Source organism: Brucella ciceri, from assembly GCF_041930145.1.
GTDB classification, from domain to species: Bacteria; Pseudomonadota; Alphaproteobacteria; order Rhizobiales; family Rhizobiaceae; genus Brucella; species Brucella intermedia.
The window spans coordinates 146,848-171,211 of record NZ_JBHEEV010000008.1 but is presented as its reverse complement, the minus strand read 5'-3'; the positions used below and the strand labels follow the sequence as shown (position 1 = coordinate 171,211).

Genomic DNA, 24,364 nt, shown 5'->3' with positions numbered 1-24,364 from the left:
GTTTGCCCTTCAAACATTAGATGTCGATTTGACTGCGGAATTTAGTTTCGGATCTAGAAAAGTCCCGGGACGAAGAGCGCGCGGGGAATAGGGAAGTCTCAGATGCACGCCATAAAGAGCCGCTCAATGGTGGCGCCCCTTCTCAGCCTGCTCTAGCCGTGCAAGTAGCTCAGAAAACTGATCCTCGTTCTCATTTGAAAAGGCCTTCATCAAGCGCGCTTTTAAAGATTCGGCGATTGCTTCTGCAGACTGGTGAGTTCCTGGTATCCCGCGAGATGCTCGCCGTGCATTATTATGATGGTTTTTGGGTTCTGTCATAGCCTAGGCCTTTTTGGGTTTCGGCTTAACAGGAAAGTGGCGGTTTTGTTCCGCACAAAAAGATAGTGGAATATGTATTTCAAAAATACGCCCGACAGATCTACCGACCTGTCGGGCCGCGCTTGGCACAGGGGGCCTAACCCATCCTCGCGCTATCGTTCAGAGCGTCTCGGATAGCCTGAACGATCTCAGTGCCACTGGCAGGGCCGGATTGTAAGCCCGGCTGCCTTGGCGGCTTTCACGAAGGATTTTCTGGCAGTGTTCGGCAGCCCTTCAAGGTCGGCCAAACAAGCCTGTAAGGCTTCCTCATATTCTTTTCCGCGTCCACTTTCAGGCCAATCGTTCAACAGACATCGCGCTGCTGTCGGGGTGTCAGGTACAACGCGATATTTTCCGATACCGTAAAGCTGGACGTCTACTGGCTTTCCCCAAGGCATATCCCCCTCCCAAAGAACTTGCCCTGCCGAGGGACGAGCAACGGCAGGGCCGCGTCAGCGACAGGTATGGTGCAGGCTGCGCTGGCGCTGTGGCAGTTAGTTAGTCTGTCTCGTGTGAAACTCTACCTTCGATCTTTTGTTCCCGCCTAGGCGAGTGGATCGTATTCAACGGGTTGCGCACGAGCCGTCTGCTTTGGACCATTGCTGTTGGCAGCTGGACATTGTTCGATTTCGTGGCGTCTTTCGAACCGTTGGTGGGCCAACCGCGCTGATAGCTCACTGAGATAAGCGTGATCTCTGAGCCCGCTATGGTAAAGCATGATAGTGCACGATGCCAGGTCGGCAGCGGAGTAATCTTGGTCGCTTTCTTCAAGTATGGTCGCAGCATGACTGAAGCAGCTCCGCATGAAATTCACTTCGATAGGATTATATATGCGGCTCGCTTCGCTAAAAAACGGCATTTTGGTCTCCCTTTAGCTTTCGCTAGTAGAAACCCCCACAACTATTAGTTAACCTTGGGCGCTATTAGCCGTTAATACAAATCACAAAACCCCGGACGCAGAAAAAAGAACCCCGCCTATTCATTAAAAGGCGGGGTAGCGTCAGTGCAGGCTCTTAACGACGCGAATTTGTTTACGGAGACCTTTTAAAACCGGGCAGCGTCCTGGTTGTTCCCAATTATTCGTTTCGATCCTTGCCGGCGTGTCCGACGAACAGTCCGCGTGACACCTCTTGGATAGCTTTCGCGGCTTCGATGGCTGTCCAGCCGGAGTTTTCAGCTTCCTCGATCAGTTCAACGACGCGGAACGCGATTGCTGTCTGACAGTCAATATTACGGTCAGGATATTTGCCGTCGCTTTTCGGACCGGAGATTTTCTTTGAACTCGCCATAAGCACCCTTCCTCATTTTTTGACGAAGGTAGGGCGGGGATTGCGAACTTGTAGTGGCGCCTAAAACAAACTCGGCTGCGCTTCCTCGTTGTCATTACTCGGCGTGAGGTCGATCAGATCAGCATCGGGCAGGGGCTTTTGCATTTCCTTGGCTTCGTTCCAGGGAGCGCGTAGCCATGTGTCGATTTCTTCCGTGGTGCGGAGAATGACCGGCATTGCTTTTGGGTGGATCGGCTTCACCACTGCATTCGGCTCAGTGGTCAGGAACGCGAAGATATCGACTTCAACCGGTCCTTCCTTCTTCTTCCGCACGCCTTTCCAGCTTGTCCAGATGCCAGCGAACGCAAAGAGCGGCTTCTCTTCATTGAGAGCGAACCAGTGAAGCGGCTTTCGTTTGGTCTTCGGGTCTGGTTCTTGCCCGTATTCTGAGAAAGACGTGGCCGGGACAACGCAGCGGCTTTCGACGCTCTGCCAGCGCCGCCAGTGAGGCGATGTGAGATTGCGGATGTTCGTTACCCCGCTGTCCGCTTCGCCCTTCACATACATCGGAGGCGTGGGCATGCCCCAGCGAAGCATTGCTAACTCTGGCGCATCGCCCTTGATGTTCCGCAAAACTGGCGCTGGATAGTCGGGAAAGATATCCATCTGCGGATTGATGCGGTTCGTCATATCTCCAAACTTGGGGAACAGGCGGCGCATGGCCTCATGTGTCGTTGTGATGTTGTATAGATTGCACATGCGCTCCTCCTCGTAGCAGAGAATAGCGCCGTTATTTCCGGCGTCCAGCCAGCGCATCCTCGCCTTCCTGCTTGTGGGCGCGACAGAACCATAGCTGGCCATTCGACAATTTATAACCAAAGGTTCCCCACTCCTTACAGCCTTTGGCATCACACCAGTGCACAAACAGGCTTCCGGCTTTCGCAACCTGGGCGTTGTCGTTCTTGTATTCGGCCATTCTCACCTCGGCATCTTCGTAATTCCAAACTGCGCATCGCCCTTTGCTGTGCATGCCTTGCATCTCAGGCGTCCATGTAGGTCGATGAAGAAGGTATGTGTTCCAAACTTTCGAAGAAGGATCATCCGATCTACCGATCCGATATGTCCGCAGCGACAGCAATAACCATATAGTTCGTACCACTGGACCAGATCCATGATCCGTGTCGACGCTGGCATTTCTCGCAGAAAAGGAGGTCGTATTTTCATCGATCAAAATACGTCTCCCACGGCTTGGATTTCTTGTCCGTCGGATCGTAAGGCACGCCGCCATAAAGCCGAATGAACTCATGCTGGCCTTCCATCGTCGCAAATTTCACGATCGAGAAATGGTATCCTTCATGATATTGGTAGCCATGCAGGTGATAGGCGCCCAGCCGATGTTCATCAGCGATCACTTCCAAAAGCCGTTGGCGTAATTCGTCTGTCAGATACAATACGACCTGAAACGGGTAATGCTTATTAATCAGGGTTTTCGGCGGTTCGCCGCGTGATCTGCCGCTCATTTCACGAAGACAGTCGGCTTCCATCCTCGGGTATAGCCATGACTGACAGCCATACTGGCTATGGCGACCTCTTTAACGAGAAAATCCCGATCTTTGAGAAGCGCCTCTATCGCGGCTCGCGCATCGCCCTTGTGGTAGGCGAGAACCAATTCAATTTCGTCGTCGTATTCATTTTCCTGCGCAACCGTACTCATTGTTCTGCTCCATTGAAGCAGACACACACGCCACCAAGCATGTCTGGATTTCATCAGCGCCGCCCGCCGATGTTCCTAAAATGTTCTTGTTTGAGAGGAGAGTCAATCGCGAACTCAGCGCTGTGGAAACTTATGGGATCACCTGTGGATTTCCTGTGCGCATTCGCGGGTTTATCGAACCAGAACCTTCTCCCATTTCCCATCACCAAACGGCTTACCGCCATGCCGACGCATAAATGCGCTCATGCACCTTTCGGTAGGAAAACTGAAAACGCAGAAACCAACTCCAGACTTGCGGGCCATGCGGTGAGGCAGGCGAGCACCGAGCCGATCAGCATCGCGATGCACCTCGCGACGCGCGAACTTCAATGCGTAAGATTCGGGGAGTGCGACCTGGAACGTTTTCATTAGGCTGCCCTCTTAAAGAGGTCGACAGGCTGGCCATGGGTGACAGCGAGACGCGATAGCTCTACTTCACGAATGAGGAAGTCGCGGTCTTTCAAGAGCGCCTCAATGGCCGCGTGCGCGTCTCCGCCGTGATACGCGAGAACTTCCTCGATTTCGGCGTCATAGCTTTGGACAAGAGCGTTCATAAGGTTTCTCCTGCTTTCATTATATGTTCCTACTTTGTTCTCATTGGAGTTTTCAGTCAAGATGCTAAATTGCGTACCTCAACGTGTTACAAATCGTGCAATATTCTGTGTAACAATATGTGCTACAATTTCGGACGTGTAACGAAAATAACGCAACAAAAACAAGGTACAAGGAAGCGGTTTTATACCAACCGACCGTACCATTGCCCTCACATATTAGCTGCGAGTTTAGAGAAGCGCCCACGCAAGGCCTGCGTGGCGGTTCGCTGAATTGGAACCAATTTCCCAGCCTTCCATTAGGTCTATAGCGGCCAGTTTTAAAGCCGCTGCAACCAACAGGAGGATTTGATCCATGAAACAGGTCAACCCGACTGAGGCAAGGCAAGGACGTGAAGGTAAGCCCGTTCTCATGGTGCTGCTGGTCAGTATCGCGGCGGCGCTGGCCGTCTGGGTGCTGGTCGAAATCTACGGTGCCGTCATTTCTCCCGATGAGAACACGCCGAACGGCGAAAATTCCTTGCCGCCCGCGACGACTGAAACAGTTCCTCCGGCTTCGGCCGAGTGAGCCGTAAGCGAATAATCCCGGCGGAACCAAACCCCACCATGCCCGTTATCGGGCATGGAACAATTCTGGGAACAATTCTGGGCTGAATTCACGCACGACAATATAGTCAGTTTGCCGGTGGTACTGGCGCGAATGCTGCTGGCAACCCTGCTCGGGTCCATCATTGGCCTTGAACGGGAATGGCGCAGGCGACCAGCCGGACTGAAGACGCATATGCTCGTCTGCCTCGCCTCGGCTACCTTCACGATCGTCTCGCTGGAACTCGTCAACGTGCCGGTATTCAACGATCAGAATATCCGGATGGACCCTTCGCGTCTCGTGGAGGCGATCACCAGCGGCGTTGCCTTTCTGGCGGCCGGTTTCATCATTTTCGCACGTGGAAAAATAACGGGTATCACGACAGGCGCAGGGATGTGGCTCGCAGCTTCCGTCGGCCTCGCCAGCGGTCTCGGCCTCTGGCATATCGCGATCATGGCGACGTTCATCGCCGTCGCTGTCCTGATCGTGGTGGGAAAGATGGAAAACTCCGTCGGCCCGGACAACAGCAAAGTCGACTGTAAAGTCGGGGGCAAGCCCTCCTGAGCTGTCGTCGGGCCTTATCCCTTTGAGGGATGGGTCAGGCTTCGGCGAGTGCCTCGGCAATGCGGTCCTTCAAGGCAAGACGCTGCTTGCGCAGGTTCGTCTCTTCTTCCTGGCTTACCGGTTCTATCTTCGTTTCCGCCCGATGGATGCGGTCGTTCACTGAATCATATTCTTCCAGAATCTGGGCAAAACGCGCGTTCTTTGCCTTCAGGGCATGGATGGCTTCGAGCTGACCGGGAAACTCTTCACCGAGCGTATGGGGGGTATTCGACATTCCAAGGCTCCTTCCTTTGGGTTGAAAAGAGCTTCGCAAGCAAGCAAGCCGGCAGCATTGATTGCAATCAAGCCCGGTGGAAAGGAACATGCCGAAACTGCATGGCTGGCATGCAAAGGGCGATCTTCTAAGCAGGCGGAACGATCCCCATCTGATGAGTGCGGACGAAGAACTGTCCGCGATGGAGAAAAAAATGTTTACCCGCTTCAATAATCGTTTCGGTCGTGCATTCGCGCAATTCGGTAGCGCCGTTCGTGCCTCTGCCGCTGTGCGCGCTGGTCAGAAGCCCACTGCGCAGGACCTTGAGACGCTTGGCATCGACGTTGACCAGTTACGCCGCATCCAGGGTTAAGCAATCCAAGTAGGCGTATGCGTATCTGAGTAAAAAGCCCGGCAGTGCCGGGCTTTTGTTTTCTCAGTCTTCGTCCGTCGCCATCTGGCTCAGCAATTCGCCCTTGCCGCGCTGGCGCATGATCATCGGGACGACGACTGCGGCAATCGCAAGCGCGATCAGCACGATCGATACCCATGAATGTACCAGGGCCATCGGGTTGCCCTGACTGATCTGCAATGCCTGACGAAGGCTTTTCTCGGCCATCGGCCCGAGGATCAGACCAACGACAACCGGCGCGATGGGATAATGGAAGCGCCGCAGCACATAGCCCAGCACGCCGAACGCCAGAAGCAGACCCAGCTCGAATGAGACCGGCAGGCCGAACAGCATCGAGGTGGAGGCATTCGCGCCGATTGTTCCAAGCGTCGCGAAAACCAGAATGCCCGCATAAAGCCAGTGACGCGGGATGGTGAGCATCTTCACCCACAGGCCGATGAGGGGCAGGTTGAGAACCAGCAGCATGAGGTTGGCGACGAGAAGGCTCGCCACCAGACCCCAAACCAGCGTGGCATTGGTCACAAAGAGGAGGGGGCCCGGCTGCAGGCCGAATTGCTGGAAGCCGGCAAGCATGATTGCAGCCGTGGCCGTAGTGGGCAGGCCCAGCGTCAGGAGCGGCACGAGAGTTCCGGCGGCGGAAGCATTGTTGGCCGCTTCCGGTCCGGCCACGCCTTCGATTGCACCTTTGCCGAATTCTTCCGGATGTTTCGAGAACTGCCGTTCCGCCGAATAGGAAAGGAAGCTCGACACATCGGCGCCGCCCGCTGGCATGGCGCCGATTGGAAAGCCGATTGCGGTGCCGCGAAGCCACGGCATCCACGAGCGTTTCCAGTCGTTCTTCGTCATCCAGACGGAACCCTTGACGGCGATGACCTCATCTTCTGGCCGAAGCTTCTTCGACACGACTGCGAGTGTTTCGCCGATAGCGAACAGCGCGACTGCCAATGTGGTGACATTGATCCCATCGAGCAGGTTCGGCGTTCCCATGACGAGACGCGCCTGACCGGTCAACTGGTCGATGCCGATCAGTCCGAGCGCAAGGCCGATGAACAGGGATGTCAGGCCGCGCAGTGTGGAATCGCCGAAGGCCGCTGAAACTGTCATGAAGGCAAGCAGCATCAGCGCGAAATATTCCGATGGCCCGAAGGAGAGGGCGAATTTCACGACCCATGGCGCGACGAAGGCGAGTGCCAGAGTGGCTATCAGGCCCGCGATGAAGGAGCCGATGGCGGCTGTCGCCAGCGCTGGTCCGCCGCGCCCGGCCCGGGCCATCTTGTTGCCCTCCAGTGCGGTGACGATGGAGGCGCTTTCGCCCGGCGTGTTGAGCAGGATCGACGTGGTCGAACCGCCATACATGCCGCCATAATAGATGCCCGCGAACATGATGAGGGAGCCCGAAGGGTCGAGCTTGTAGGTAACGGGCAGGAGCAGCGCGACGGTGAGTGCCGGGCCGATGCCGGGCAGCACGCCGACGGCGGTGCCGAGTGTTACGCCAATCAGCGCATAAAGAAGATTCGATGGTTCAAGCGCCACCAGAAGTCCGTTGGCGAGAAGTGCGACAGTATCCATGAGGGCACTCAGCCTTTAAAGCATTTCCAGCAAATGCGCGAAGCGATTTGCGTGGTATAATGCGACAAAACAAGAAAGCATTTCCAGCAAAAGTGCGAAGCGGTTTTGCGTAGGATAATGCGACAACACAAGAATGCATTTCCAGCAAATGCGCGAAGCGGTTTTGCGTAGGATAATGCGATATCACGAGGACTTAGGGCATTTCCGACGTTTCAGCCGAAACGGGGAATGCTCTAAACGAATTGTTCGAGCCAGCCAGACGGCAACGATAGCTGCAGGCCGCGTGCAAAGATGAACCAGATCACGAAGGCAAAGACGATGCCCACGGGAACGCTGATCCAGAATTTGCGATAGCCGAAGCCGCGTGCGGTCGCTGCGAAAAGCAGGCCGGTGGACAGGGAAAAGCCGACAGTCTTCATCGTCAGCATCTGGAGGGCCAGACCGCCGATTATCCAGGCCATCGGCCCGATTTCCTGATGCTCACGTTCGGGGAAATCGCCGCGAAGCGCCTCGAACACGGTCCAGATCGCGAGGCCGAACAATCCGGCTGCGACGACATAGGGAACGGTTTTCGGGCCGACCGGCGAATAGCTCGTCACATCGTTGCCATAGGTTGTCGACCAGGCAATGGCGATGGCGACAGCTGCGAGAACGAGAGCGATGACGAGTGCAGCGAGGTCTGGCGCCGCCCTTTCGGGGCGGCGCTCTTCATGCTGGTTTGATCCTGTCATTTGACGAGACCGATTTCCTTGAGGATGGTTTCAGTCGCGGCAACGTCCTTGGCAAGCTGCTCCTTGAATGCCGGACCGGCAAGGTAGGTATCCGCCCAGCCCTTGTCCTTCAGCGCCTTCTGCCAGGATTCCGACTTCACCATCTTCTCGATATCGGCATTGATGGCAGCTTCCTGCTCGGCAGTGATGCCGGGAGCCGCGCCGACCATGCGCCAGTTCTGGATCGAAACGTCCACGCCGCCTTCCTTGAAGGTCGGTGCGTCGATGCCTTCCACGCGCTCGTCGCTCGAAATGCCGATGATGCGCAGCGTACCGGCCTTGATCTGCGATTCGAATTCACCGTAACCGGAAATGCCGACGGTCACCTGATTGCCGAGAATGGCCGCCAGCGCCTCGCCGCCGCCAGAAAAGGCAATGTAGTTGACCTTGGTCGGATCGACGCCTGCGGCCTTGGCAAAAAGGCCTGCGGTGATGTGGTCTGTGCCGCCGGCGGAGCCGCCGCCCCACGAAACCGAGCCCGGATCGGCCTTGAGCTTCGCGGCAAGGTCGCCAATGTTCTGGATGTCGGAAGAAGCCGGAACGACGATGGCTTCATATTCGCCGGTAAGGCGGGCAATCGGCGTGATCTGTTCCAGGGTAACCGGCGATTTGTTGGTCAGGATCGCGCCGACCATGACATAGCCGCCCACGATCAGCTGGCTCGGATCGCCCTTGTTCTGGTTCACGAACTGCGCAAGGCCGATGGTGCCGCCAGCGCCGGGAACGTTGATGACCTGCACGCTGCCGGAAATCTTTTCGTCCTGAAGCGCGCTCTGCATCGTGCGCGCCGTCTGGTCCCAGCCGCCGCCCGGAGCAGCAGGCGCAAGCACCTTGTAGTCTTCTGCGGAAGCAGAGCCTGCCATAGCCAACGCCGCTACCGACGTCAGGGCCAGAATAAATCTACGCATATGTCCTCCCAACGGAATATATTGCCGCCCTGCGGCGGACCTCCCCAAAGTCCCGCTTTCCTAGCAGGAGCAAACTACATGGAGATTAGCGAAAACAAATTCAATAGGCCAGCATATGCGACAATAGTTTGGCCGCAATTTAAGTGACACGCTTTCGAATCGCTTGAAGATCGCGCGCCGGAAATAGCCGTCGAGACCTGCTTGACGGCGGCAGCGGGCCAACGTAATAGTGTAACGACGGTTCCCCGACCGAGAGCGAAGGGGATTAATAGGGAACACGGTGAGGACGACCCGAAAAGGGGCCAAGACCGTGGCTGCCCCCGCAACTGTAAGCGGATTGCCGTTCATCCTCGTGACGTTGAAAGCGTCATGCCACTGCGCCGGAGAAGCGCGGGAAGGCAGATGAACAGCAGATATTCGCGAGCCAGGAGACCTGCCGTCTAGTGTTGTCCATTGTCACGGGCGGGGATGCCCGGAGCAGGAGCCGGTTATGACAGTTTTCCGCGTCGCAGGACGCTTCCTTCCATCGTCATCGCATGATTTCGACATGTCCCCGGATATGCCTGTCCGTCTTTCGCGCCGGATTTTTTCCGCCGCCTGACAGGGCTCGTTTCTCTTATCATTTTCGGGGATTCCTATGAAAATTCCAGGCAATACGCCGTTTCGTGCCGCCCTCTGCGCGGTCGCATTTCTGGCAAGCGGTCCGGCTGCACGGGCAGCAGAAACGCAATATCCGCTGACGCTGAAAAACTGCGGCCGTGATGTCACCTTCAAGCAGGCACCAAGCCGCGCCGTCGCGGTTGGCCAGAGCAGCGCAGAAATTCTCTATAGCCTCGGTCTCGGCGACAAGCTCGTCGGGACAGCGGTCTGGTTCGGCCCTGTCCTCAAGGGTTTCGAGGAGGCCAACGCCAAGGTAAAGCGGCTCGCCGATAACGATCCGAGCTTTGAAAGCGTTCTGGCGGAAAAGCCGGAAATCGTGACGGCTGATTTTCAGTGGCATGTAGGCCCCACGGGCATTGTGGCAAAGCCGGAACAATTCGAGGAGCTTGGCATTCCGGCCTACACGTCGCCATCCGATTGCGTCGGCAAGGATAATTCCGGTGGCGGCGACGGCGTTCGCACTGCGGCGTTCAAGATGGATATCGTCTATCAGGAAATCACCGAACTGGCGGAAATCTTCAACGTGCAGGACCGTGGCGAGAAACTCGTCGCCGACCTGAAGGCCCGCGAAGCAGCGGCGCGTGAGAAAATTTCGTCCAAAGGCGAAAATCTTTCTGCAGTCGTCTGGTTCTCCAGCGCACAGGTTGACGCTGACCCCTATGTAGCGGGTAAGTTCGGTGCGCCGGCCTATATTCTTTCGGCGCTCGGCATCAGGAATGTGATCGACAGCGAGGAAGAATGGCCGACAGTCGGATGGGAGACGATCGCGAAATCGAACCCGTCGATGATCGTTGCCGCAAAGCTGGATCGCCGCCGCTATCCGGCTGATGACATTGCCGTCAAGCGCCAGTTCCTCGACAATGATGCTGTCACGAAGCTGATGCCTGCGGTGAAGGACAAGCATGTCTTCGACATGGATGCGCAATCGATGAGCACATCGCTTCGCGTGATCGAGGGCATCGAAACGCTTGCCGCCGATATTGCCGCCTCGGACCTCGACAAGTGACGGCGCGGGCAACAGCAACGGGCTTGAAACACAAGGGAAGGGCACGCTCCGGCGTGTCTTTCCTGGTCTTTTCGCTTGTCCTGCTTCTTGTCGCCCTTTGGCTTGGGGCTGCGATAGGCGAAACGGCGATACCGCTCGACGTGGTTGCCAAGACCGTGGCCAACCGGGTGTGGAACGCCGGATATGCGCTCGAACCCATCGATGAGGGCATCGTCTGGAGTTATCGCCTCAGCCGGGCCGTCATCGCCGCATGTTGCGGCGCGTCGCTCGCAATATCCGGCGTCATCCTGCAATCGCTGCTGCGAAATTCACTTGCCGATCCTTACATTCTTGGAATTTCTGCGGGTGCTTCGACCGGGGCTGTCGGCGTCGCCATTCTGGGCATCGGCGCTGGTGTGCTATCGCTTTCGCTGGGCGCTTTCATCGGAGCCATCGTTGCCTTCTGCCTTGTTTCCCTGCTGGCGCTGCGGGCAGGGCGGGACAGCAGCGCGATCATCCTCGCCGGCATTGCCGGTTCACAGCTTTTCAATGCGCTGACATCATTCATCGTCACCAAGGCTGCAAATGCAGAACAGGCACGCGGCATCATGTTCTGGCTTTTGGGCAATCTTTCGGGCGTGCGCTGGCCGGACGTCATCCTTGCCCTGCCTGCCTGTCTGGTGGGCCTTGCCATCTGCCTGTGGCATTCACGGGCGCTGGATGCCTTTACCTTCGGAACGGAATCCGCAGCTTCGCTCGGCATACCGGTACGGCGCGTCTATGCGGTGCTGATCGGCGTCAGCGCCATGATGACGGCGGTCATGGTATCCATCGTCGGCTCTGTCGGCTTCATCGGGCTCGTCATTCCCCATGCCGCCCGAATGGTGGTCGGGGTTCGGCACGGCAGGCTGTTGCCTGCGGCGGCTCTGATTGGAGCAATCTTCATGATCGTTGCCGATATCCTGTCGCGCATAATCATTCCGGGGCAGGTGCTTCCGATTGGCGTCATCACGGCTTTGTTCGGTGCGCCCGCCTTCGCCCTCTTGCTCGGACAAAGAAGGGCGTCGTCATGATCCTTTCAGCACGCAATGTCGGCTGGTCGGCGGGCAATGTCGAGATTTTGCGCAATATTTCGCTAAACGTGGCGGAAGGTGAATTTCTTGGCATCATCGGGCCGAACGGATCGGGAAAGACCAGTTTTCTGTCCCTGCTGTCTGGCGTGCGCCGGTGCCGCGTCGGCGAAGTGAACCTTTGCGGCGCGCCCATCGGCAGCTTCAGCCGTCGCGAGATCGCACGCCGGATGGCGCTGGTCGAGCAGCAGGCGGGCACCACGGAACGCATCACGGCGCGTCAGGCGGTGGAGCTGGGGCGGACGCCCTATCTGGGCGCGCTGTCGCCATGGTCGGCGGAAGATGATGCAATCGTTGATCAGGCGCTGGCAAATGTCGATATGGCGCATCTGGCCGACCGCTACTGGCACACGCTTTCGGGTGGGGAGCGACAGCGACTGCACATAGCCCGCGCTCTGGCGCAGGAACCACGGATATTGCTGCTGGACGAGCCGACCAATCATCTCGATATCGGACACCAGATCGGGCTGCTCGATCTTGTCAGCCGGCAGAAGCTGACGGTCGTGGCTGCCTTGCACGACCTCAACCACGCCGCGATGTTCTGCGACCGTATCGCGGTCATGGACCGCGGAAACCTCGTCGCGCTGGGCACGCCCCGCGAGGTGTTGCGGGCAGAGCGCATCGCCGAGGTCTTCGGCATAGAAGTCGACGTCGAGCACACGGGCATCGACGGGTGCCATATCCGCTATCGAGCGCCGGACCGACGTTCTGTGAAACTCAGATATTCGGCTTGACGGGGGTGAGAGGATTGAACAGCAGTCCGCGACGGTCATTATCCTGCTTCATGTGGATATCCTAATAAATATGGTAACAAGTAGGATTATAAAATAGAAATTGCTAATATAGATACTTATAAAATAATACTAACATTATGATAAGTTGCACGTTTTATTCAATTTAATCACAGTAAATTGACTGTATTTATTGACAATCTGTTTTCATGGCGTTGACGATGGCGTTATAAAGCCTCAGCGCATCAGGGCATATGCACCGAGTGGCAGGCGTAGCCTTGTCTCCAGGTGCATTGCAGAAGGACAGAAGAGATCATTCTTTGATTTGTTCCGTCATTCTCGGTCCTGATATGCGGGTCTCTCTGGCTTTCGGCCGGAAAGATCCGTTTTGGATCAAGAAACAATATTGGCACGCCCGCATTAACGGGCGTGCGGCAAATGCAGTTATTTCAATGAATTACTCTATTTATAATGAGCGGCGGCTTTTCATTCTGGAAAGCCGCCGTAATTTTTTTCAGGGATATTGAGCACCGGTGACGGTGAGATAGACCGCATAAAGCGACTTCGTGGCGGCGATGAAAAGCCGGTTGCGGCGCGGGCCGCCAAAAGTCACGTTTGCGACTGTCTGCGGCGTTCTGAGCTTGCCGAGGAGCGTGCCTTCCGGGGAGAAACAGTGCACGCCGTCGCCGGCGCTGGTCCACAGGTTGCCGTCCGTATCGAAGCGGAAACCGTCCGGCAAGCCATTATCGATGGTGCAGAAGACCGTGCCGCCGGTGACGCGTTTGCCGCCATCCACAACGTCGAAGACGCGGATGTGGCGCGGTGCGTTCTCGTCGTGGCTGTAGGCGCTGTCGGCAACATAGAGCCTGGTTTCGTCAGGGGAGAAGGCAAGGCCGTTCGGCTGATGGAAATCGGTGATGATCGCATCGAGTTCGCCCGTTTTCGGGTCAAGGCGATAGACGTTGCGTGTCGGCTGTTCGGGTAGGGCCTTGTAGCCTTCATAATCGGCCATGATGCCGTATGTCGGATCGGTGAACCAGACGGTTCCGTCTGAACGCACAATCACATCATTGGGGGCATTGAGCTTCTTGCCCTGGTAGCTCTCGGCAAGCACGGTGATGCTGCCGTCCGGTTCGGTACGGGTGACGCGCCGGCCCCCATGCTCGCAGGTGACGAGGCGTCCTTCGCGGTCGCGCGTATTGCCGTTTGAGAAATTGGATGGCTGGCGGAATACGGAAACGCCGCCTTCTGGCACCCAGCGCAGAATGCGCTGGTTGGGAATGTCGCTCCACAAAAGGCAGTTCTGGTCACCGAACCACACCGGACCTTCCGCCCAGCGACAGCCGCAATAAAGCTCGTCCAGATCGGCGCTCGGCACGATCATCTGCTTGAAACGTTCGTCGTGGATTTCGTAAATCGAAACAGTCTGTAGCAAGGAAAATTACTCCGGAAAAACTATCGCGTAGCCCGACGGCCACTGGCGAGGATGATCACCGCAATGATGGTGAGCCCGGTCAGGACGAGGCGGACACCGGCGCCGAAACCATAAGTGTTGAGCATCGAGACGATGAGGAACATGAACAGGGCCGCGCCCCAGATGCCGGGGATGTTGGAATCGCCACCGGCAACCGCTGTACCGCCGATGATGACGACAGCAATCGACATCAGGAGATATTCCGCCCCCATGTTCAGCGCCGCGCCGCCCGAGAAACAGGCAAGCAGGAAGCCGCAGAGCGAGGCCAGAACGGCGCAGAGCAGATAGGTGATGAAGCGCGTGCCATCGACAGGGATTCCGGCCATGCGCGCCGCGAAAGGATTCTGGCCGATTGCAGAAATCCAGCGCCCGTAGATGCTCTTTTTCAGGAGTACCCAGCCAATGACCGACAGGATCAGAGCCACGATGGCGACATTGGGAATGCCGAAGGTCGAGGCTGTGGTAAACTGTGCCAGGCTTTCCGGCGGTTTTACGCGCAGGCCGCGATTGCTCCAGATGGCGGTTGATTGGATCAGGAAGCTCATCGACAAGGTGGCGATGATGGGCGGAATGCGCAGGAGCTTGATCAGCGCATAATTGCAGATGCCGATGGCAAGGCCGATGAGCAGCGCCACGGCGAGCCCGGCGAGGATCATTCCCTCCTGGGAATCCATCAGCTTCAGCGCCAGCGTTGCGGCGAGCGTCATGTTGGCAGGCACCGACAGATCGATATTGCCCGGGCCGAGCGTGATGACGAACATTTGGCCGAGGCCGACGATCACCGAGAAGGATGCAAAGGTGAAGGCAGCGTGGGAAAGCCCGTGCGCGCCTGCGCCTCCGGTGAAAAGAATGGTGATGATCCACACGACGACGGTCGCGATGAACGACCATATCCATGGGCGGCTGGTAAGCAGGGCGAGACCGTTCATTGCTTTTTCTCCCTCTTTTCGAGGCGGTTGAGGAAGAGGCGCAGGGCCAGCACCACGATGAGAATGCCGCCTTGCGCTCCGATCTGCCAATCCGGTGAAATGCGCATAAAGGAGAGGAACGATCCTGCAAGCGTCAGTGTGAGCGCGCCGATGACAGCGCCGATGGGCGAGACGCGCCCGCCGACGAATTCACCGCCGCCCAGAATGACGCCTGCGATGGAGAGAAGCGTATAACGTAGCGCGATATTGGCGTCCGCCGATGTGGTGAGGCCCACCAGCGCAATACCTGCAAGCACCGCGAAGAAAGCAGCCAGCGCATAGGTTCCGGCGCGGATCGTGGTGACAGACCAGCCGGCGCGCTCGATGGAGCGCGTGTTGCCGCCCGCGCCGCGCATCAGCACGCCGAAGGTCGACCGCATCACGATGAAATGCGTGACCAGCGCAATCAGAATGCTGGCGACAATAGCCATCGGCATGAAAGGCGGCTTGGCGGTCATGATCCACCGCGCCCAGTCGGGAGCCTGGCCGCCCGGCGATGGCAGCAGAAGGACTGCGAAGCCGCCCCAGACGAAGCTCATGCCCAGCGTGACGACGATGGATGGCAGGTTGCGCAGATGGATCAGCGCGCCGAGCGCCGCATAAGCCGCAATAGCGGCGGCGAGGATCAACACTCCGATGATGGGAGCGGTGTGAAGATAGGTGGCGGCGACGCAGACCACGAAGCTCACGAAGGTGCCCATCGAAAGATCGAGGTCGTTGACGGCCATGATCAGCATCTGGGCGATGGTTGCCAGTGCGATCGGGACGGCAAGATTGAACAGGAGGTTCAGCCCGGTGTAGCTCATGGCACGCGGCTGCATGTAGAAGACGGCGGCCAGAAGCAGGACCAGCGAGAACACCGGCGTCAGCAGGCGGATGGTGGAAGAGGAGAGGCGCATTATTCGTGACCTCCCTCGAATGATGCGGCAAGCACGTTCTTTTCCGTAATGTCTTCGCCGGTCAGTTCAGCAACGATAGCACCGTCGCGGAAAACATAGACGCGGTCGCAAAGTTCGATTTCGTCCATTTCGGTAGAATACCAGACGAATGTGCGCCCGTTTTCCGCCTCATGGCGCAGAATTTCATAGACTTCCTGCTTGGTGCCGACATCGACGCCACGCATCGGATCGTCCATCAGGATCGTATGCGCGCTGGTTGCCAGAGCGCGGGCGAACAGCACTTTCTGCTGGTTGCCGCCCGACAGTGACAGGATGCGGTTGCCCATATCAGGCGTGCGTATCTGGATGCGGTCCTTCCATTCTCCGCCGAGCGCGTCTTCCCTTGTCTGGTCGACGAGTTTCAGCGACGAAAGCCGGTCGAGCGAACTGACCGTGAGATTGTGCAGGATGCTCCACAGCGGAAAAGTGCCGTTGAGGCTGCGGTCGCCTGCGACGAAGGCGATCTCGCAGGTCCGGGCCGGTATCCAATTGGGGCGCCGCGCATAGTAAAGGTCGAGCAGCATCCTGGTCTGTCCGTGCCCTGCCAGACCGGCGAGGCCGATGACTTCGCCCTTGAAAGCCTGAAACGGCTTTATGTCGGAGGCGCGCTTTGCGAAGGACAGAACGGGTGAGCCGGTGGCATCCGTCTTTGCGACGCGGCGCGCCGCTTTCTCGCGCTCCACGCTGCCCATGGCTTCGACGAGGCTGCGATTGGTAAATTCGCTGGCGGCGCGATTGGCGACGACCTTGCCGTCCTTCATCACCACGATGCGGTCGGAGGTGGAGAGAATTTCGCCCAGCATGTGCGAAATGAGGATAACGGCACCGCCGGTTTCAACGAAGCGACGCACATAGGCCATCAGTTGCGCGGCAATGCCTGCATCGAGCGATGAGGTCGGCTCGTCGAGAATGACCAGTTTTGGTGCAGTGCCGGGAGCGGTGAAGTTGATTGCGATTTCCACCATCTGCCGCTCGGCAATCGACAGTTCGTCGATGGTCGCGCTGCTGTCGATCTTGTGGCCCGGAAAAATCTCGTTGAGCTTTTTGGAAATCAGTTCAACGGCCTTGCCGCGCCAGTTCGCGCCTTCGAGGTCGCGTTGCATGATGCGGACATTCTCGGCAATCGTCAGGTTGGGGAACAGCGACAGTTCCTGAAACACGCAGCGCACACCGTGCTTGCGTGCCATCGCCACGCCATGTCCCGCTTCGCCGTGATAGGAAACGCTGCCTTCGTGCGGCGACAGCCCGCCATTGATGACATTGACGATGGTGGATTTGCCCGCGCCATTGTGCCCCACAAGCCCGACACACTCGCCTTCGCGGATCACGAGTTCGGCGCCATCCAGTGCTTTCACCGCACCGAACTGCACGCGGATATTGCGCGCGGCGACGACCTCTCGTTTCTCTGCTGCTTCTGTCATACGTTCATCTGACTGCTGGAAATGCTGAATAGAGGTGACGGAAAAGGGCGGGAACGAAACCCGCCCCAATCGTCTGATGATGCAACGCGCTGCTTATTTCGCGGCGTCGATGACCTTCTGCGCGTCTTCAAGCGAATATTCGACATTCGCGACGCCACCCTTCTGGGTGTTGGCAAGGTCCTTGTCGAGCGATTCCTGGCTGACGCTGAGGAACGGAACCACAAGGTCCTTCTTCACGTCCTTGCCGTCGAGAATCTGCTGGGCAACCCAGAAAGCAAGCGTGGATACGCCGGGCGCAATCGAAACCGACATGGTTTCGTAGCCGTTGGTGTCCTTCTGCTGTTTCCACCACTGCAGTTCGTCCTCACGATTGCCCATGATGATGATCGGCGTTTCGCGCTTGGCGGCGGCGAAAGCCTGCGCAGCGCCGTAACCGTCGCCACCCTGCGTCACGACCGCATCGATTTTCGGCAGGCTTGGGAGAATGCCCGCGACGGCACGCTGTGCGACGTCTGCGGCCCAGTCGCCATTGACGGAACCGACGATCTTGAATTTCGGATGTTTCTTCACGCCTTCTTCGATGCCGGCATGGATATTGTCATCGACGGAAACACCGGCAAGGCCGCGAATTTCGAGCAGGTTGCCGCCATCCGGGAGGCGCTTGGCAAGATAGTCGATCTGTCCTTCACCCATCGCCTTGAAATCGACCGCAATGCGCCATGCGCAAGGCTCGGTCACGATGCCGTCGAAGGAAACGACCGTGATGCCCGCATCGCAGGCTTCCTTGATCGCGCCATTCAAGGCGGTTGGCGAGGCGGCATTGATGACGATGGCGTCATAACCCTGCAGGATCATGTTCTGGATCTGCGCGGCCTGTTCGGTCGCCTGGTTTTCAGCCGTCGTGAACGGGTCGGCAGCAGCCACCACGCCGGCCTTCACGGCTTCCTTGGTGATCTTGTCCCAGCTTTCCAGCATGGCCTGACGCCACGAGTTGCCAGCATAATTGTTCGAGAATGCGATCTTCTTCGATGATGTGTCGGCCATTGCGCTGCCTGCGGCCAATACGCCTGCCAGTGCTGCGGATGCGAAAAGGATTTTTGCGAGTTTCATTCATTCCTCCCAGTTGCCAGTATGCGACCCGCAGCGCCCCGGCACTTCGGATCGTCTGAATTGATTGTGGCGCGAGCCTCCCGCACCGCCGCTCCTCAACGGCACCAGTCCGCGCCTGATGCGATTTTTCACTCTTGTATCGCGGGCAATTTTCTGGTGAAGCGAGGATGAAAGAAGAGAAGCCTTCTGTGAAGGCCCATTGAAGCAACTGACTTGCGGGTTCCCGCAGCAAAATTGCGGAAACCCGCAAGACGCGCCGAGGATGTCGCGGCGTATTATAGCTTCATGAGCAGTTTGCGTTCTGGAGGAGAGACGCTTGCTTGAACTCGCCCCCCAAAGGTTGCTCGACCACTATCTGAATATTTCCAGATTGCTGGCGGGACAACTCGACTTCGATTCCATCATCCGGGCGGTGGCGGCGGAGATCACGCATATCGTGCCCTATGACCATCTGGACGTCTGCATCAAGACGCTCGATGGCAAGTTTCATATCGCCTATGAGAGCGGCATATCGACGGACTGGAGCCGCAATCCGCCCGCACCGCTTTCCGGCAGTCCCATTCGAACTGTGCTTTCCGGCGAGGCCGATCATCTTCTCACTGACGATGCGCGCACCGATCCGCGCTTTCATTTTACGGGTGCTTTCTCCAGACCCATTATCGAGCACGATCTGAAGGGCCGCCTGCATGTGCCGCTAAAGGCGCAGGGCGATATTATCGGCGCGCTCAGCTGTTCCAGTCTCACTCCCGCCTGCTACACCATGCGGGACGTGGAAAATGCCCAGTCGATTGCCGATCTGCTTACCCCGTATTTCTTCGCGATCCGTGCGGCGGAGCAGGCCAAGCGGTCCGCCATTGTGGAAGCGGAAGCGCGAGCGCGGGAGGAAGGCTTGCGCTTCGGCGCGCTTAAACTGACGGAAGCGCTGGAAATCGAGCGCCACCGCATCGGCATGGACCTGCACGACCAGACGCTCGCCGATCTGACACGACTGGCGCGCCATGTGGAGCGGCTCACCCATGCCCCGGACCTCTCCGGCGAGCAGCTCGAGCCGCTGTTTCGGGGGCTCCAGCATTGCATGCACGATCTTCGGCAAATCATTGAAGAAGCGAAGCCTTCGATCCTCCAGCTGTTCGGTTTCGTGCAGGCGACGGAAAACCATCTGGGCCGTTCGGTGCGCGACAGCGGATCGTCCGTCGAATGGACGCTGGATGACAGCAGCGGCGGCATGGCGGATCGGCTGGAAGAAACGGTCGCGACCTCGCTGTTTCGCATCGTGCAGGAGGCAATCAACAATGCAATCCGTCATGCTCATGCAAGCCGGTTGCGCGTCGCGTTCCGCAACAAGGGCGGTCGCCTGCATGTTGAAGTGGCGGACAACGGCATCGGTATGGATCGCCATACGCAGCGTCCCGACGTTGGGCATGGGATCGACAATATGCGCACACGCGCGCGGTTGATTTCTGCGAGTTTCGCTATCAGGAAAAACGGGGAAGGCGGCGGCACCAGTGTGACGATTCACCTGCCTGCGGAAATGTGCCGGGAGGGCGGAGGATAAAATGCATGTTCTGATCGTGGAAGATGATCCGTTGCACCGCGCCTATCTCGGCGAGGCCGTGCGGGCGGCGCTGCCGGAATGCAGCGATGTGCTGGAAGCTGAAAACGGGTCGACGGGCGAGAAACTCGCGCGCCAGCACAGGGCCGCCCATATCGTCATGGATTTGCAGATGAACGGGCGCAACGGCATCGAAGCCGCGCGCACCATCTGGAAGGAAAATCCCGAAACGCGCATATTGTTCTGGTCGAACTATGCCGACGAAGCCTATGTGCGCGGCGTGTCGCGCATCGTGCCGGAAGGGGCGGCTTACGGCTATGTTTTGAAGTCCGCATCGGACGACAAGCTGCGGCTGGCATTGCGCAGCATCTTCGTCGAAGCCCAATGCGTCATCGACCGTGAGGTGCGCGGCCTCCAGCAAAAGAGCCTTGGTCATGCCAGCGGTTTCAGCGAAAGCGAATATGAGATTCTGATCGATATCGCGCTGGGGCTTACGGATCGCGTCATTGCGCGCCGCCGCAATCTGTCATTGAGAAGTGTCCAGAACAGATTGCAGCAACTCTATGAAAAACTTGGGGTGTATCAGGAGAAGAGCGAGCCGGATGAGGGGCGTTTCAATCTGCGGGCGCGCGCGGTAACGGTCGCGCTTTTGCGCAAACTGCTGAACTACAGCGCGCTTGAACGCGCCGAAGTCGAGCTGAACGAATGGCTGGCAGCATCGGCCCGAAAATCGAATCCGATTTTCGGAAAGCACGACGCGTAGTTTCAGGAGGCCACAGCCGCTTTCAGGCGTGGCTGCTCCAGGTCGAGACCGAGTTCCGACGCGCGATCGATAACCGGCGCGAAGCGGCGGCGCTTCTTCTCCTCGTGGTTGGAAGCAATGTCTGCGATACGGTGCTTGAGGAAGGGGTTAAGAAACCGTTCCCGCACAGAATCCATATAAGCCGCCGCCTGGTCTCCAAGCCCGTCCGCAGCGAAAACCGGCAGGACTTCCTCACGCCAGACCGTTTCCAGTTCACGCCGGATCGTTTCGTCCTGCATGGCTTCCAGCACTATCTCGTCTTTCGGGCGACCGCCCTTCAGCCATTGTTCTGCGATGAATGTATGGCCAAGGTTGAGCAGATAGAGCTTCAGATGCTCATAGCGTGCAAGATCGTCGGTGAGGACGATATCTTTGTGTTCGCAAGGCAGCGTCAGGCCATCGGCCTCCTCGATTGCCCACAGCGCATAGGGTTCGGCGACGGCGCCGATCGGCTCGATGGGTTCTGAGACGATACGATCAACAAGGCTGTTGGCGAAGACGCAGCGGGTTTCGAGCCATTGCACGAAACTGTCCGGCAGTTTCCAGTCATGGGCGAGATCGATCAGGATAGAGCGTAGCTTGTCGCCATTGCGCGAGATCAGCTCGCAGGGAAATACCGACAGCGGCGCATCGGGATTGTGCTGCCAGCGGTGATGCAGAAGCACCAGAAGCTTGGCCGGAAAGCTCTTCGGTAAAGCTTCCGGATTGGCAAGAAGCGAACTGTCATCGCTCTTGTCGAGCTCAAAACCCTTGTCCCCGGTATTGGAAAGAATCACATCGACACTGGTGCCAAGGTCGAGAATCGCAGGCCAGTCTTGATGGGCGGAATAGGCGGTGGTGACGCCTTGCGCCTGATATTCCTTCTCAAAGGGTTTCCCATCAGCCAGTCCGCGGATCATTACCGGATAGCTGCGGGCTTCGTTCAGGGCTGCGATCCGCTGGCTGCTCTGCGGATTTGAAGTAGTCTGCACGACGGCGATTGTCCCGATGGCTTTGCCCTCGGCAAGCGCCTCCGAAACAAAGAAATCGGCATGAGCCAACAGAAAACGACTGGTGCCAAACTGCAGGATCGCTGGCTTTTCGTGCATGACCTTCTCCCATAAATCAGTGGTTTTAACTAAGCGATGCAGGGTAAATTGGTCAAGCCAGTGGGAAGATTTAAGGGCCGAATGATTTCAGCGCAGATGTGGAAATGTGCAATTTGCCGCAATTCTTTGAGTTTCTGCGTATATTGCGCTTCGTTTCGCTTGCTAATATGGTAAGGCCAATTCGAGGAGAGGCGAATTGGGAGCATCATGAGCGACTTTACGGCGACCGCGGAACCGCGCAGGCTTTATCAGCAGATTGCAGACCGGGTGAGAAACCTCATTCAGGACGGCCAGTTTCCTGCTGGCAGCAGGCTTCCGGCTGAGCGCGAGCTGGCACAGCAGCTCGGTGTGTCGCGGCCTTCGCTGCGCGAAGCGCTGATTGCGCTCGAAATCGCCGGCAATGTCGAAATCCGCATGGGTTCCGGCATCTATGTCACGGCAGAGTCGGAAAAGCGTTCGCTTTCACAAGGAGCTTCCATCGGCGAGAGCCCGCTCGAAATCATGCAGGCGCGCGAAATGGTCGAGGGCAGCGTGGTTGTCATGGCCTGTGCGCGCATGACGCCTGAAAGCCTGGCCGAACTGCGCGCAACGATTGACGCCATGAAGGTGAATGTCGATGCCGGGCGCAAGGCCATTGAACTCGACAGGCAGTTTCATCTGCTCATCGCCGAGCAATCGGGGAACTCCGTGCTGGTGCGCATCGTGCGCGACCTTTTCGACGAGCGGCATAGTCCGCTGACGTCGCATATCAGAACGCGCTTCGAGGATAACGATACATGGGCTCTGGCTCTGGCCGAGCACGAGGCGATCTATGCGGCGCTTGAGGCGAAGGATCCGCTTCAGGCGCAAGCAGCGATGCGAACGCATCTGGACCGATCCAAGCAGCGTTGGATGGATAATGAACCCAGCGAGTGATTAGCCGGGGCGATTTGGGAGTGAGGTCAGACACATGAATGATTCCGTTGCTACAGCGGTTGCGCCGGTAATTTTGCTGCATCCTGCGGATGATGTTGCGGTGGCGCGCGTTTCGGTTCGCGCTGGCGATCCGATCGGCCTTGAGGGGATCAAGGCCCGCGAACTGATCGGACGTGGGCACAAGGTTGCCGTTCGCGATATTCCGGAAGGCAAGGAAGTCCTGAAATACGGGCAGGTGATCGGCGTTGCGACGAAGGACATTGCGCAGGGCGAGCACGTGCATTTGCAGAACCTCGCCATGCTGCCCTCCGAACACGAGCATCAGTTCTCCATCGATATTGAGGAACGCGGCATGCTGCCGGAGGCGGAACGCCGCCATTTCATGGGCTTCGACCGTGGCGCTGGCGGCGTCGGCACGCGCAATTTCATCGGCGTGATTTCGTCAGTCAACTGCTCTGCCACGGTGTCGCGCTACATCGCCGATTATTTCAATCGCATGGGCGGGCTCGACGGTTTCGACAACGTTGATGGCGTCGTCGCGCTGACGCATGGCAGCGGTTGCGCGCTCAACACAAAGTCGGAAGGCTATCGCCTTTTGACGCGCACCATTCAGGGCTATGCCAAGCATCCGAATTTCGGGGGAATATTGCTGATCGGGCTTGGCTGCGAAACCAACCAGATTGCGCCGATCCTCGAACATTATCGCATGGAAGAAGGCTCGCGCCTGCGCACCATGACGATCCAGCAGCATGGCGGCACGCGCAAGACCATCGATCATGCGATTGCCGAGATCAAGGAAATGCTGCCTTTGGTCAATTCCGCGGTACGCACCAGACAGCCTCTGTCGAAGTTAAAAGTGGCGCTGGAATGCGGCGGCTCGGACGGTTATTCCGGCATCTCCGCCAATCCGGCATTGGGCTATGCCTCGGACCTTATCGTGCGCAATGGCGGCACGACCGTCCTGTCGGAGACGCCGGAAATCTACGGTGCCGAACATCTTCTGACGCGCCGCGCAGTAACGCCAGCGGTGGCGGAAAAGCTGTTGCAGCGCATCGACTGGTGGCGTGACTACACCGCGCGCAATGGCGACGAACTCAACAACAACCCATCCCATGGCAACAAGCTCGGCGGTCTCACCACCATTCTGGAAAAGTCGCTGGGTGCGGTTGCCAAGGGTGGCTCCATGCCGCTCAAGGCCGTCTATGAATTCGCTGAAACCGTGACTGAACCCGGCTTCGTGTTCATGGACACGCCGGGTTATGACCCCGTTGCCGTGACCGGGCAGGTGGCCGGTGGCTGCAATGTGATCTGCTTCACCACGGGTCGCGGTTCGGTATCCGGCTTCAAGCCTTCACCCTGCATCAAGATCGCCACGAATTCCGAAATGTACGAGCACATGAAGGAAGACATGGACATCAATTGCGGCGGTATCGTCACCGGCGATGAGACCATCGAGCAGTCCGGTACGCGCATCTTCGAACATATCATCGCGGTCGCATCAGGCGAGAAGACGTTGAGCGAAGTCTATGACTATGGCGACAACGAATTCGTGCCGTGGCAGGTCGGCGCCGTAACCTGATCCCCCGTTTCATAGCCCTT

28 protein-coding genes and 1 riboswitch are annotated in these 24,364 nt (G+C 57.8%); of the genes, 11 read left to right on the top strand and 17 right to left on the bottom strand.

Annotated features, from left to right (window positions below; all coding sequences use genetic code 11):
- Window positions 1–506: 506 nt before the first annotated feature.
- The 7 genes from JNC63_RS16735 to JNC63_RS16705 form a co-directional block, all read right to left on the bottom strand.
- Window positions 507–755 (bottom strand): DUF982 domain-containing protein, encoded by a 249-nt coding sequence (locus tag JNC63_RS16735; protein WP_080697271.1) that lies wholly within the window; start codon window positions 753–755, stop codon window positions 507–509.
- 678 nt (window positions 756–1,433) lie between these two features.
- Entirely contained in the window at window positions 1,434–1,646 is a 213-nt protein-coding gene (locus JNC63_RS16730; protein ID WP_006471965.1) for a hypothetical protein, read from the bottom strand.
- Between the two features lie 60 nt (window positions 1,647–1,706).
- The gene (locus tag JNC63_RS16725) at window positions 1,707–2,384 is read right to left on the bottom strand and encodes an SOS response-associated peptidase (RefSeq protein WP_025089966.1); all 678 of its coding nucleotides are present in this window, start codon (window positions 2,382–2,384) and stop codon (window positions 1,707–1,709) included.
- Window positions 2,385–2,415: 31 nt separating this feature from the next.
- Window positions 2,416–2,601, bottom strand: a complete 186-nt coding sequence (locus JNC63_RS16720) for a hypothetical protein (RefSeq protein ID WP_025089967.1) — start codon at window positions 2,599–2,601, stop codon at window positions 2,416–2,418.
- 244 nt (window positions 2,602–2,845) lie between these two features.
- Window positions 2,846–3,169: a hypothetical protein gene (locus tag JNC63_RS16715; protein WP_043715022.1), complete on the bottom strand. Its 324-nt coding sequence runs from the start codon at window positions 3,167–3,169 to the stop codon at window positions 2,846–2,848.
- On the bottom strand, window positions 3,142–3,339 hold the full coding sequence (locus JNC63_RS16710) for a hypothetical protein (protein WP_063882901.1): 198 nt from the start codon (window positions 3,337–3,339) through the stop codon (window positions 3,142–3,144). The genes JNC63_RS16715 and JNC63_RS16710 overlap by 28 nt, the downstream gene beginning before the upstream one ends.
- Window positions 3,340–3,746: 407 nt before the next feature.
- The gene (locus tag JNC63_RS16705; RefSeq protein WP_063621140.1) at window positions 3,747–3,932 is read right to left on the bottom strand and encodes a hypothetical protein; all 186 of its coding nucleotides are present in this window, start codon (window positions 3,930–3,932) and stop codon (window positions 3,747–3,749) included.
- A gap of 352 nt (window positions 3,933–4,284) precedes the next feature.
- Between JNC63_RS16705 and JNC63_RS16700 the strand changes: the two genes are divergently transcribed.
- Complete coding sequence (locus JNC63_RS16700) at window positions 4,285–4,497, top strand: hypothetical protein (protein WP_063621138.1); 213 nt, start codon at window positions 4,285–4,287, stop codon at window positions 4,495–4,497.
- Between the two features lie 54 nt (window positions 4,498–4,551).
- Window positions 4,552–5,079: an MgtC/SapB family protein gene (locus JNC63_RS16695; RefSeq protein ID WP_006469183.1), complete on the top strand. Its 528-nt coding sequence runs from the start codon at window positions 4,552–4,554 to the stop codon at window positions 5,077–5,079.
- A 34-nt stretch (window positions 5,080–5,113) separates the two neighbouring features.
- Here JNC63_RS16695 and JNC63_RS16690 read toward each other — a convergent pair whose 3' ends face one another.
- Window positions 5,114–5,353, bottom strand: a complete 240-nt coding sequence (locus JNC63_RS16690; protein ID WP_006471972.1) for an HP1242/YdcH family protein — start codon at window positions 5,351–5,353, stop codon at window positions 5,114–5,116.
- A gap of 88 nt (window positions 5,354–5,441) precedes the next feature.
- Between JNC63_RS16690 and JNC63_RS16685 the strand changes: the two genes are divergently transcribed.
- Window positions 5,442–5,705 (top strand): hypothetical protein, encoded by a 264-nt coding sequence (locus tag JNC63_RS16685; protein WP_063621136.1) that lies wholly within the window; start codon window positions 5,442–5,444, stop codon window positions 5,703–5,705.
- Window positions 5,706–5,768: 63 nt separating this feature from the next.
- On the opposite strand, the gene JNC63_RS16680 is transcribed toward JNC63_RS16685, so the two are convergent.
- From JNC63_RS16680 to JNC63_RS16670, 3 genes are all read right to left on the bottom strand, one after another.
- Window positions 5,769–7,313 (bottom strand): tripartite tricarboxylate transporter permease, encoded by a 1,545-nt coding sequence (locus tag JNC63_RS16680; protein WP_006469180.1) that lies wholly within the window; start codon window positions 7,311–7,313, stop codon window positions 5,769–5,771.
- 233 nt (window positions 7,314–7,546) lie between these two features.
- Window positions 7,547–8,044, bottom strand: coding sequence for a tripartite tricarboxylate transporter TctB family protein (locus JNC63_RS16675; protein WP_063621134.1), 498 nt, complete (start codon window positions 8,042–8,044; stop codon window positions 7,547–7,549).
- Window positions 8,041–8,991, bottom strand: coding sequence for a Bug family tripartite tricarboxylate transporter substrate binding protein (locus tag JNC63_RS16670; RefSeq protein ID WP_006471974.1), 951 nt, complete (start codon window positions 8,989–8,991; stop codon window positions 8,041–8,043). The genes JNC63_RS16675 and JNC63_RS16670 overlap by 4 nt, the downstream gene beginning before the upstream one ends.
- Window positions 8,992–9,212: 221 nt before the next feature.
- Window positions 9,213–9,446, top strand: a riboswitch (cobalamin riboswitch).
- A gap of 182 nt (window positions 9,447–9,628) precedes the next feature.
- Between JNC63_RS16670 and JNC63_RS16665 the strand changes: the two genes are divergently transcribed.
- The 4 genes from JNC63_RS16665 (at window position 9,629) to JNC63_RS16650 (ending at window position 13,024) form a co-directional block, all read left to right on the top strand.
- On the top strand, window positions 9,629–10,657 hold the full coding sequence (locus tag JNC63_RS16665) for an ABC transporter substrate-binding protein (RefSeq protein WP_063621132.1): 1,029 nt from the start codon (window positions 9,629–9,631) through the stop codon (window positions 10,655–10,657).
- Window positions 10,654–11,709 (top strand): FecCD family ABC transporter permease, encoded by a 1,056-nt coding sequence (locus tag JNC63_RS16660; RefSeq protein WP_100652645.1) that lies wholly within the window; start codon window positions 10,654–10,656, stop codon window positions 11,707–11,709. The genes JNC63_RS16665 and JNC63_RS16660 overlap by 4 nt, the downstream gene beginning before the upstream one ends.
- On the top strand, window positions 11,706–12,500 hold the full coding sequence (locus tag JNC63_RS16655; RefSeq protein WP_063621128.1) for an ABC transporter ATP-binding protein: 795 nt from the start codon (window positions 11,706–11,708) through the stop codon (window positions 12,498–12,500). The genes JNC63_RS16660 and JNC63_RS16655 overlap by 4 nt, the downstream gene beginning before the upstream one ends.
- 260 nt (window positions 12,501–12,760) lie before the next feature.
- Window positions 12,761–13,024: a hypothetical protein gene (locus JNC63_RS16650; protein WP_138725209.1), complete on the top strand. Its 264-nt coding sequence runs from the start codon at window positions 12,761–12,763 to the stop codon at window positions 13,022–13,024.
- On the opposite strand, the gene JNC63_RS16645 is transcribed toward JNC63_RS16650, so the two are convergent.
- The 5 genes from JNC63_RS16645 to JNC63_RS16625 all read right to left on the bottom strand — a co-directional run bounded on the left by JNC63_RS16645 (window position 13,012) and on the right by JNC63_RS16625 (window position 18,408).
- Complete coding sequence (locus tag JNC63_RS16645) at window positions 13,012–13,881, bottom strand: SMP-30/gluconolactonase/LRE family protein (protein WP_063621175.1); 870 nt, start codon at window positions 13,879–13,881, stop codon at window positions 13,012–13,014. The two genes, JNC63_RS16650 and JNC63_RS16645, sit on opposite strands and share 13 nt — an antisense overlap.
- Before the next feature lie 71 nt (window positions 13,882–13,952).
- Window positions 13,953–14,900, bottom strand: coding sequence for an ABC transporter permease (locus tag JNC63_RS16640; protein WP_063621126.1), 948 nt, complete (start codon window positions 14,898–14,900; stop codon window positions 13,953–13,955).
- The gene (locus JNC63_RS16635; RefSeq protein ID WP_063621124.1) at window positions 14,897–15,838 is read right to left on the bottom strand and encodes an ABC transporter permease; all 942 of its coding nucleotides are present in this window, start codon (window positions 15,836–15,838) and stop codon (window positions 14,897–14,899) included. The genes JNC63_RS16640 and JNC63_RS16635 overlap by 4 nt, the downstream gene beginning before the upstream one ends.
- Window positions 15,838–17,298, bottom strand: coding sequence for an ATP-binding cassette domain-containing protein (locus JNC63_RS16630; RefSeq protein ID WP_063621122.1), 1,461 nt, complete (start codon window positions 17,296–17,298; stop codon window positions 15,838–15,840). The genes JNC63_RS16635 and JNC63_RS16630 overlap by 1 nt, the downstream gene beginning before the upstream one ends.
- Before the next feature lie 93 nt (window positions 17,299–17,391).
- Complete coding sequence (locus JNC63_RS16625) at window positions 17,392–18,408, bottom strand: ABC transporter substrate-binding protein (protein WP_063621120.1); 1,017 nt, start codon at window positions 18,406–18,408, stop codon at window positions 17,392–17,394.
- A gap of 316 nt (window positions 18,409–18,724) precedes the next feature.
- Between JNC63_RS16625 and JNC63_RS16620 the strand changes: the two genes are divergently transcribed.
- On the top strand, window positions 18,725–19,963 hold the full coding sequence (locus tag JNC63_RS16620; protein ID WP_063621118.1) for a GAF domain-containing sensor histidine kinase: 1,239 nt from the start codon (window positions 18,725–18,727) through the stop codon (window positions 19,961–19,963).
- 1 nt (window position 19,964) lies between these two features.
- Window positions 19,965–20,723, top strand: coding sequence for a response regulator transcription factor (locus JNC63_RS16615; RefSeq protein ID WP_063621116.1), 759 nt, complete (start codon window positions 19,965–19,967; stop codon window positions 20,721–20,723).
- Window positions 20,724–20,725: 2 nt separating this feature from the next.
- Here the strand turns inward: JNC63_RS16615 and JNC63_RS16610 are convergent, their stop codons facing one another.
- Complete coding sequence (locus JNC63_RS16610) at window positions 20,726–21,850, bottom strand: mannitol dehydrogenase family protein (protein ID WP_063621114.1); 1,125 nt, start codon at window positions 21,848–21,850, stop codon at window positions 20,726–20,728.
- A 207-nt stretch (window positions 21,851–22,057) separates the two neighbouring features.
- Here JNC63_RS16610 and JNC63_RS16605 point away from each other — a divergent pair, with 207 nt between their 5' ends.
- Window positions 22,058–22,765: a FadR/GntR family transcriptional regulator gene (locus JNC63_RS16605; RefSeq protein ID WP_006469164.1), complete on the top strand. Its 708-nt coding sequence runs from the start codon at window positions 22,058–22,060 to the stop codon at window positions 22,763–22,765.
- Window positions 22,766–22,799: 34 nt separating this feature from the next.
- Window positions 22,800–24,344 (top strand): D-arabinonate dehydratase, encoded by a 1,545-nt coding sequence (locus tag JNC63_RS16600; RefSeq protein ID WP_006469163.1) that lies wholly within the window; start codon window positions 22,800–22,802, stop codon window positions 24,342–24,344.
- The last annotated feature ends 20 nt before the right edge of the window (window positions 24,345–24,364 follow it).

Excerpts from the sequence above, each read along its gene's own strand:
- JNC63_RS16735 (WP_080697271.1), bottom strand. The coding sequence starts at position 755 with ATGCCTTGGGGAAAGCCAGTAGACGTCCAGCTTTACGGTATCGGAAAA.
- JNC63_RS16730 (WP_006471965.1), bottom strand. The coding sequence starts at position 1,646 with ATGGCGAGTTCAAAGAAAATCTCCGGTCCGAAAAGCGACGGCAAATAT.
- JNC63_RS16725 (WP_025089966.1), bottom strand. The coding sequence starts at position 2,384 with ATGTGCAATCTATACAACATCACAACGACACATGAGGCCATGCGCCGC.
- JNC63_RS16720 (WP_025089967.1), bottom strand. The coding sequence starts at position 2,601 with ATGGCCGAATACAAGAACGACAACGCCCAGGTTGCGAAAGCCGGAAGC.
- JNC63_RS16715 (WP_043715022.1), bottom strand. The coding sequence starts at position 3,169 with ATGGAAGCCGACTGTCTTCGTGAAATGAGCGGCAGATCACGCGGCGAA.
- JNC63_RS16710 (WP_063882901.1), bottom strand. The coding sequence starts at position 3,339 with ATGAGTACGGTTGCGCAGGAAAATGAATACGACGACGAAATTGAATTG.
- JNC63_RS16705 (WP_063621140.1), bottom strand. The coding sequence starts at position 3,932 with ATGAACGCTCTTGTCCAAAGCTATGACGCCGAAATCGAGGAAGTTCTC.
- JNC63_RS16700 (WP_063621138.1), top strand. The coding sequence starts at position 4,285 with ATGAAACAGGTCAACCCGACTGAGGCAAGGCAAGGACGTGAAGGTAAG.
- JNC63_RS16695 (WP_006469183.1), top strand. The coding sequence starts at position 4,552 with ATGGAACAATTCTGGGAACAATTCTGGGCTGAATTCACGCACGACAAT.
- JNC63_RS16690 (WP_006471972.1), bottom strand. The coding sequence starts at position 5,353 with ATGTCGAATACCCCCCATACGCTCGGTGAAGAGTTTCCCGGTCAGCTC.
- JNC63_RS16685 (WP_063621136.1), top strand. The coding sequence starts at position 5,442 with ATGCCGAAACTGCATGGCTGGCATGCAAAGGGCGATCTTCTAAGCAGG.
- JNC63_RS16680 (WP_006469180.1), bottom strand. The coding sequence starts at position 7,313 with ATGGATACTGTCGCACTTCTCGCCAACGGACTTCTGGTGGCGCTTGAA.
- JNC63_RS16675 (WP_063621134.1), bottom strand. The coding sequence starts at position 8,044 with ATGACAGGATCAAACCAGCATGAAGAGCGCCGCCCCGAAAGGGCGGCG.
- JNC63_RS16670 (WP_006471974.1), bottom strand. The coding sequence starts at position 8,991 with ATGCGTAGATTTATTCTGGCCCTGACGTCGGTAGCGGCGTTGGCTATG.
- JNC63_RS16665 (WP_063621132.1), top strand. The coding sequence starts at position 9,629 with ATGAAAATTCCAGGCAATACGCCGTTTCGTGCCGCCCTCTGCGCGGTC.
- JNC63_RS16655 (WP_063621128.1), top strand. The coding sequence starts at position 11,706 with ATGATCCTTTCAGCACGCAATGTCGGCTGGTCGGCGGGCAATGTCGAG.
- JNC63_RS16645 (WP_063621175.1), bottom strand. The coding sequence starts at position 13,881 with ATGATCGTGCCGAGCGCCGATCTGGACGAGCTTTATTGCGGCTGTCGC.
- JNC63_RS16640 (WP_063621126.1), bottom strand. The coding sequence starts at position 14,900 with ATGAACGGTCTCGCCCTGCTTACCAGCCGCCCATGGATATGGTCGTTC.
- JNC63_RS16635 (WP_063621124.1), bottom strand. The coding sequence starts at position 15,838 with ATGCGCCTCTCCTCTTCCACCATCCGCCTGCTGACGCCGGTGTTCTCG.
- JNC63_RS16630 (WP_063621122.1), bottom strand. The coding sequence starts at position 17,298 with ATGACAGAAGCAGCAGAGAAACGAGAGGTCGTCGCCGCGCGCAATATC.
- JNC63_RS16625 (WP_063621120.1), bottom strand. The coding sequence starts at position 18,408 with ATGAAACTCGCAAAAATCCTTTTCGCATCCGCAGCACTGGCAGGCGTA.
- JNC63_RS16615 (WP_063621116.1), top strand. The coding sequence starts at position 19,965 with ATGCATGTTCTGATCGTGGAAGATGATCCGTTGCACCGCGCCTATCTC.
- JNC63_RS16610 (WP_063621114.1), bottom strand. The coding sequence starts at position 21,850 with ATGCACGAAAAGCCAGCGATCCTGCAGTTTGGCACCAGTCGTTTTCTG.
- JNC63_RS16605 (WP_006469164.1), top strand. The coding sequence starts at position 22,058 with ATGAGCGACTTTACGGCGACCGCGGAACCGCGCAGGCTTTATCAGCAG.
- JNC63_RS16600 (WP_006469163.1), top strand. The coding sequence starts at position 22,800 with ATGAATGATTCCGTTGCTACAGCGGTTGCGCCGGTAATTTTGCTGCAT.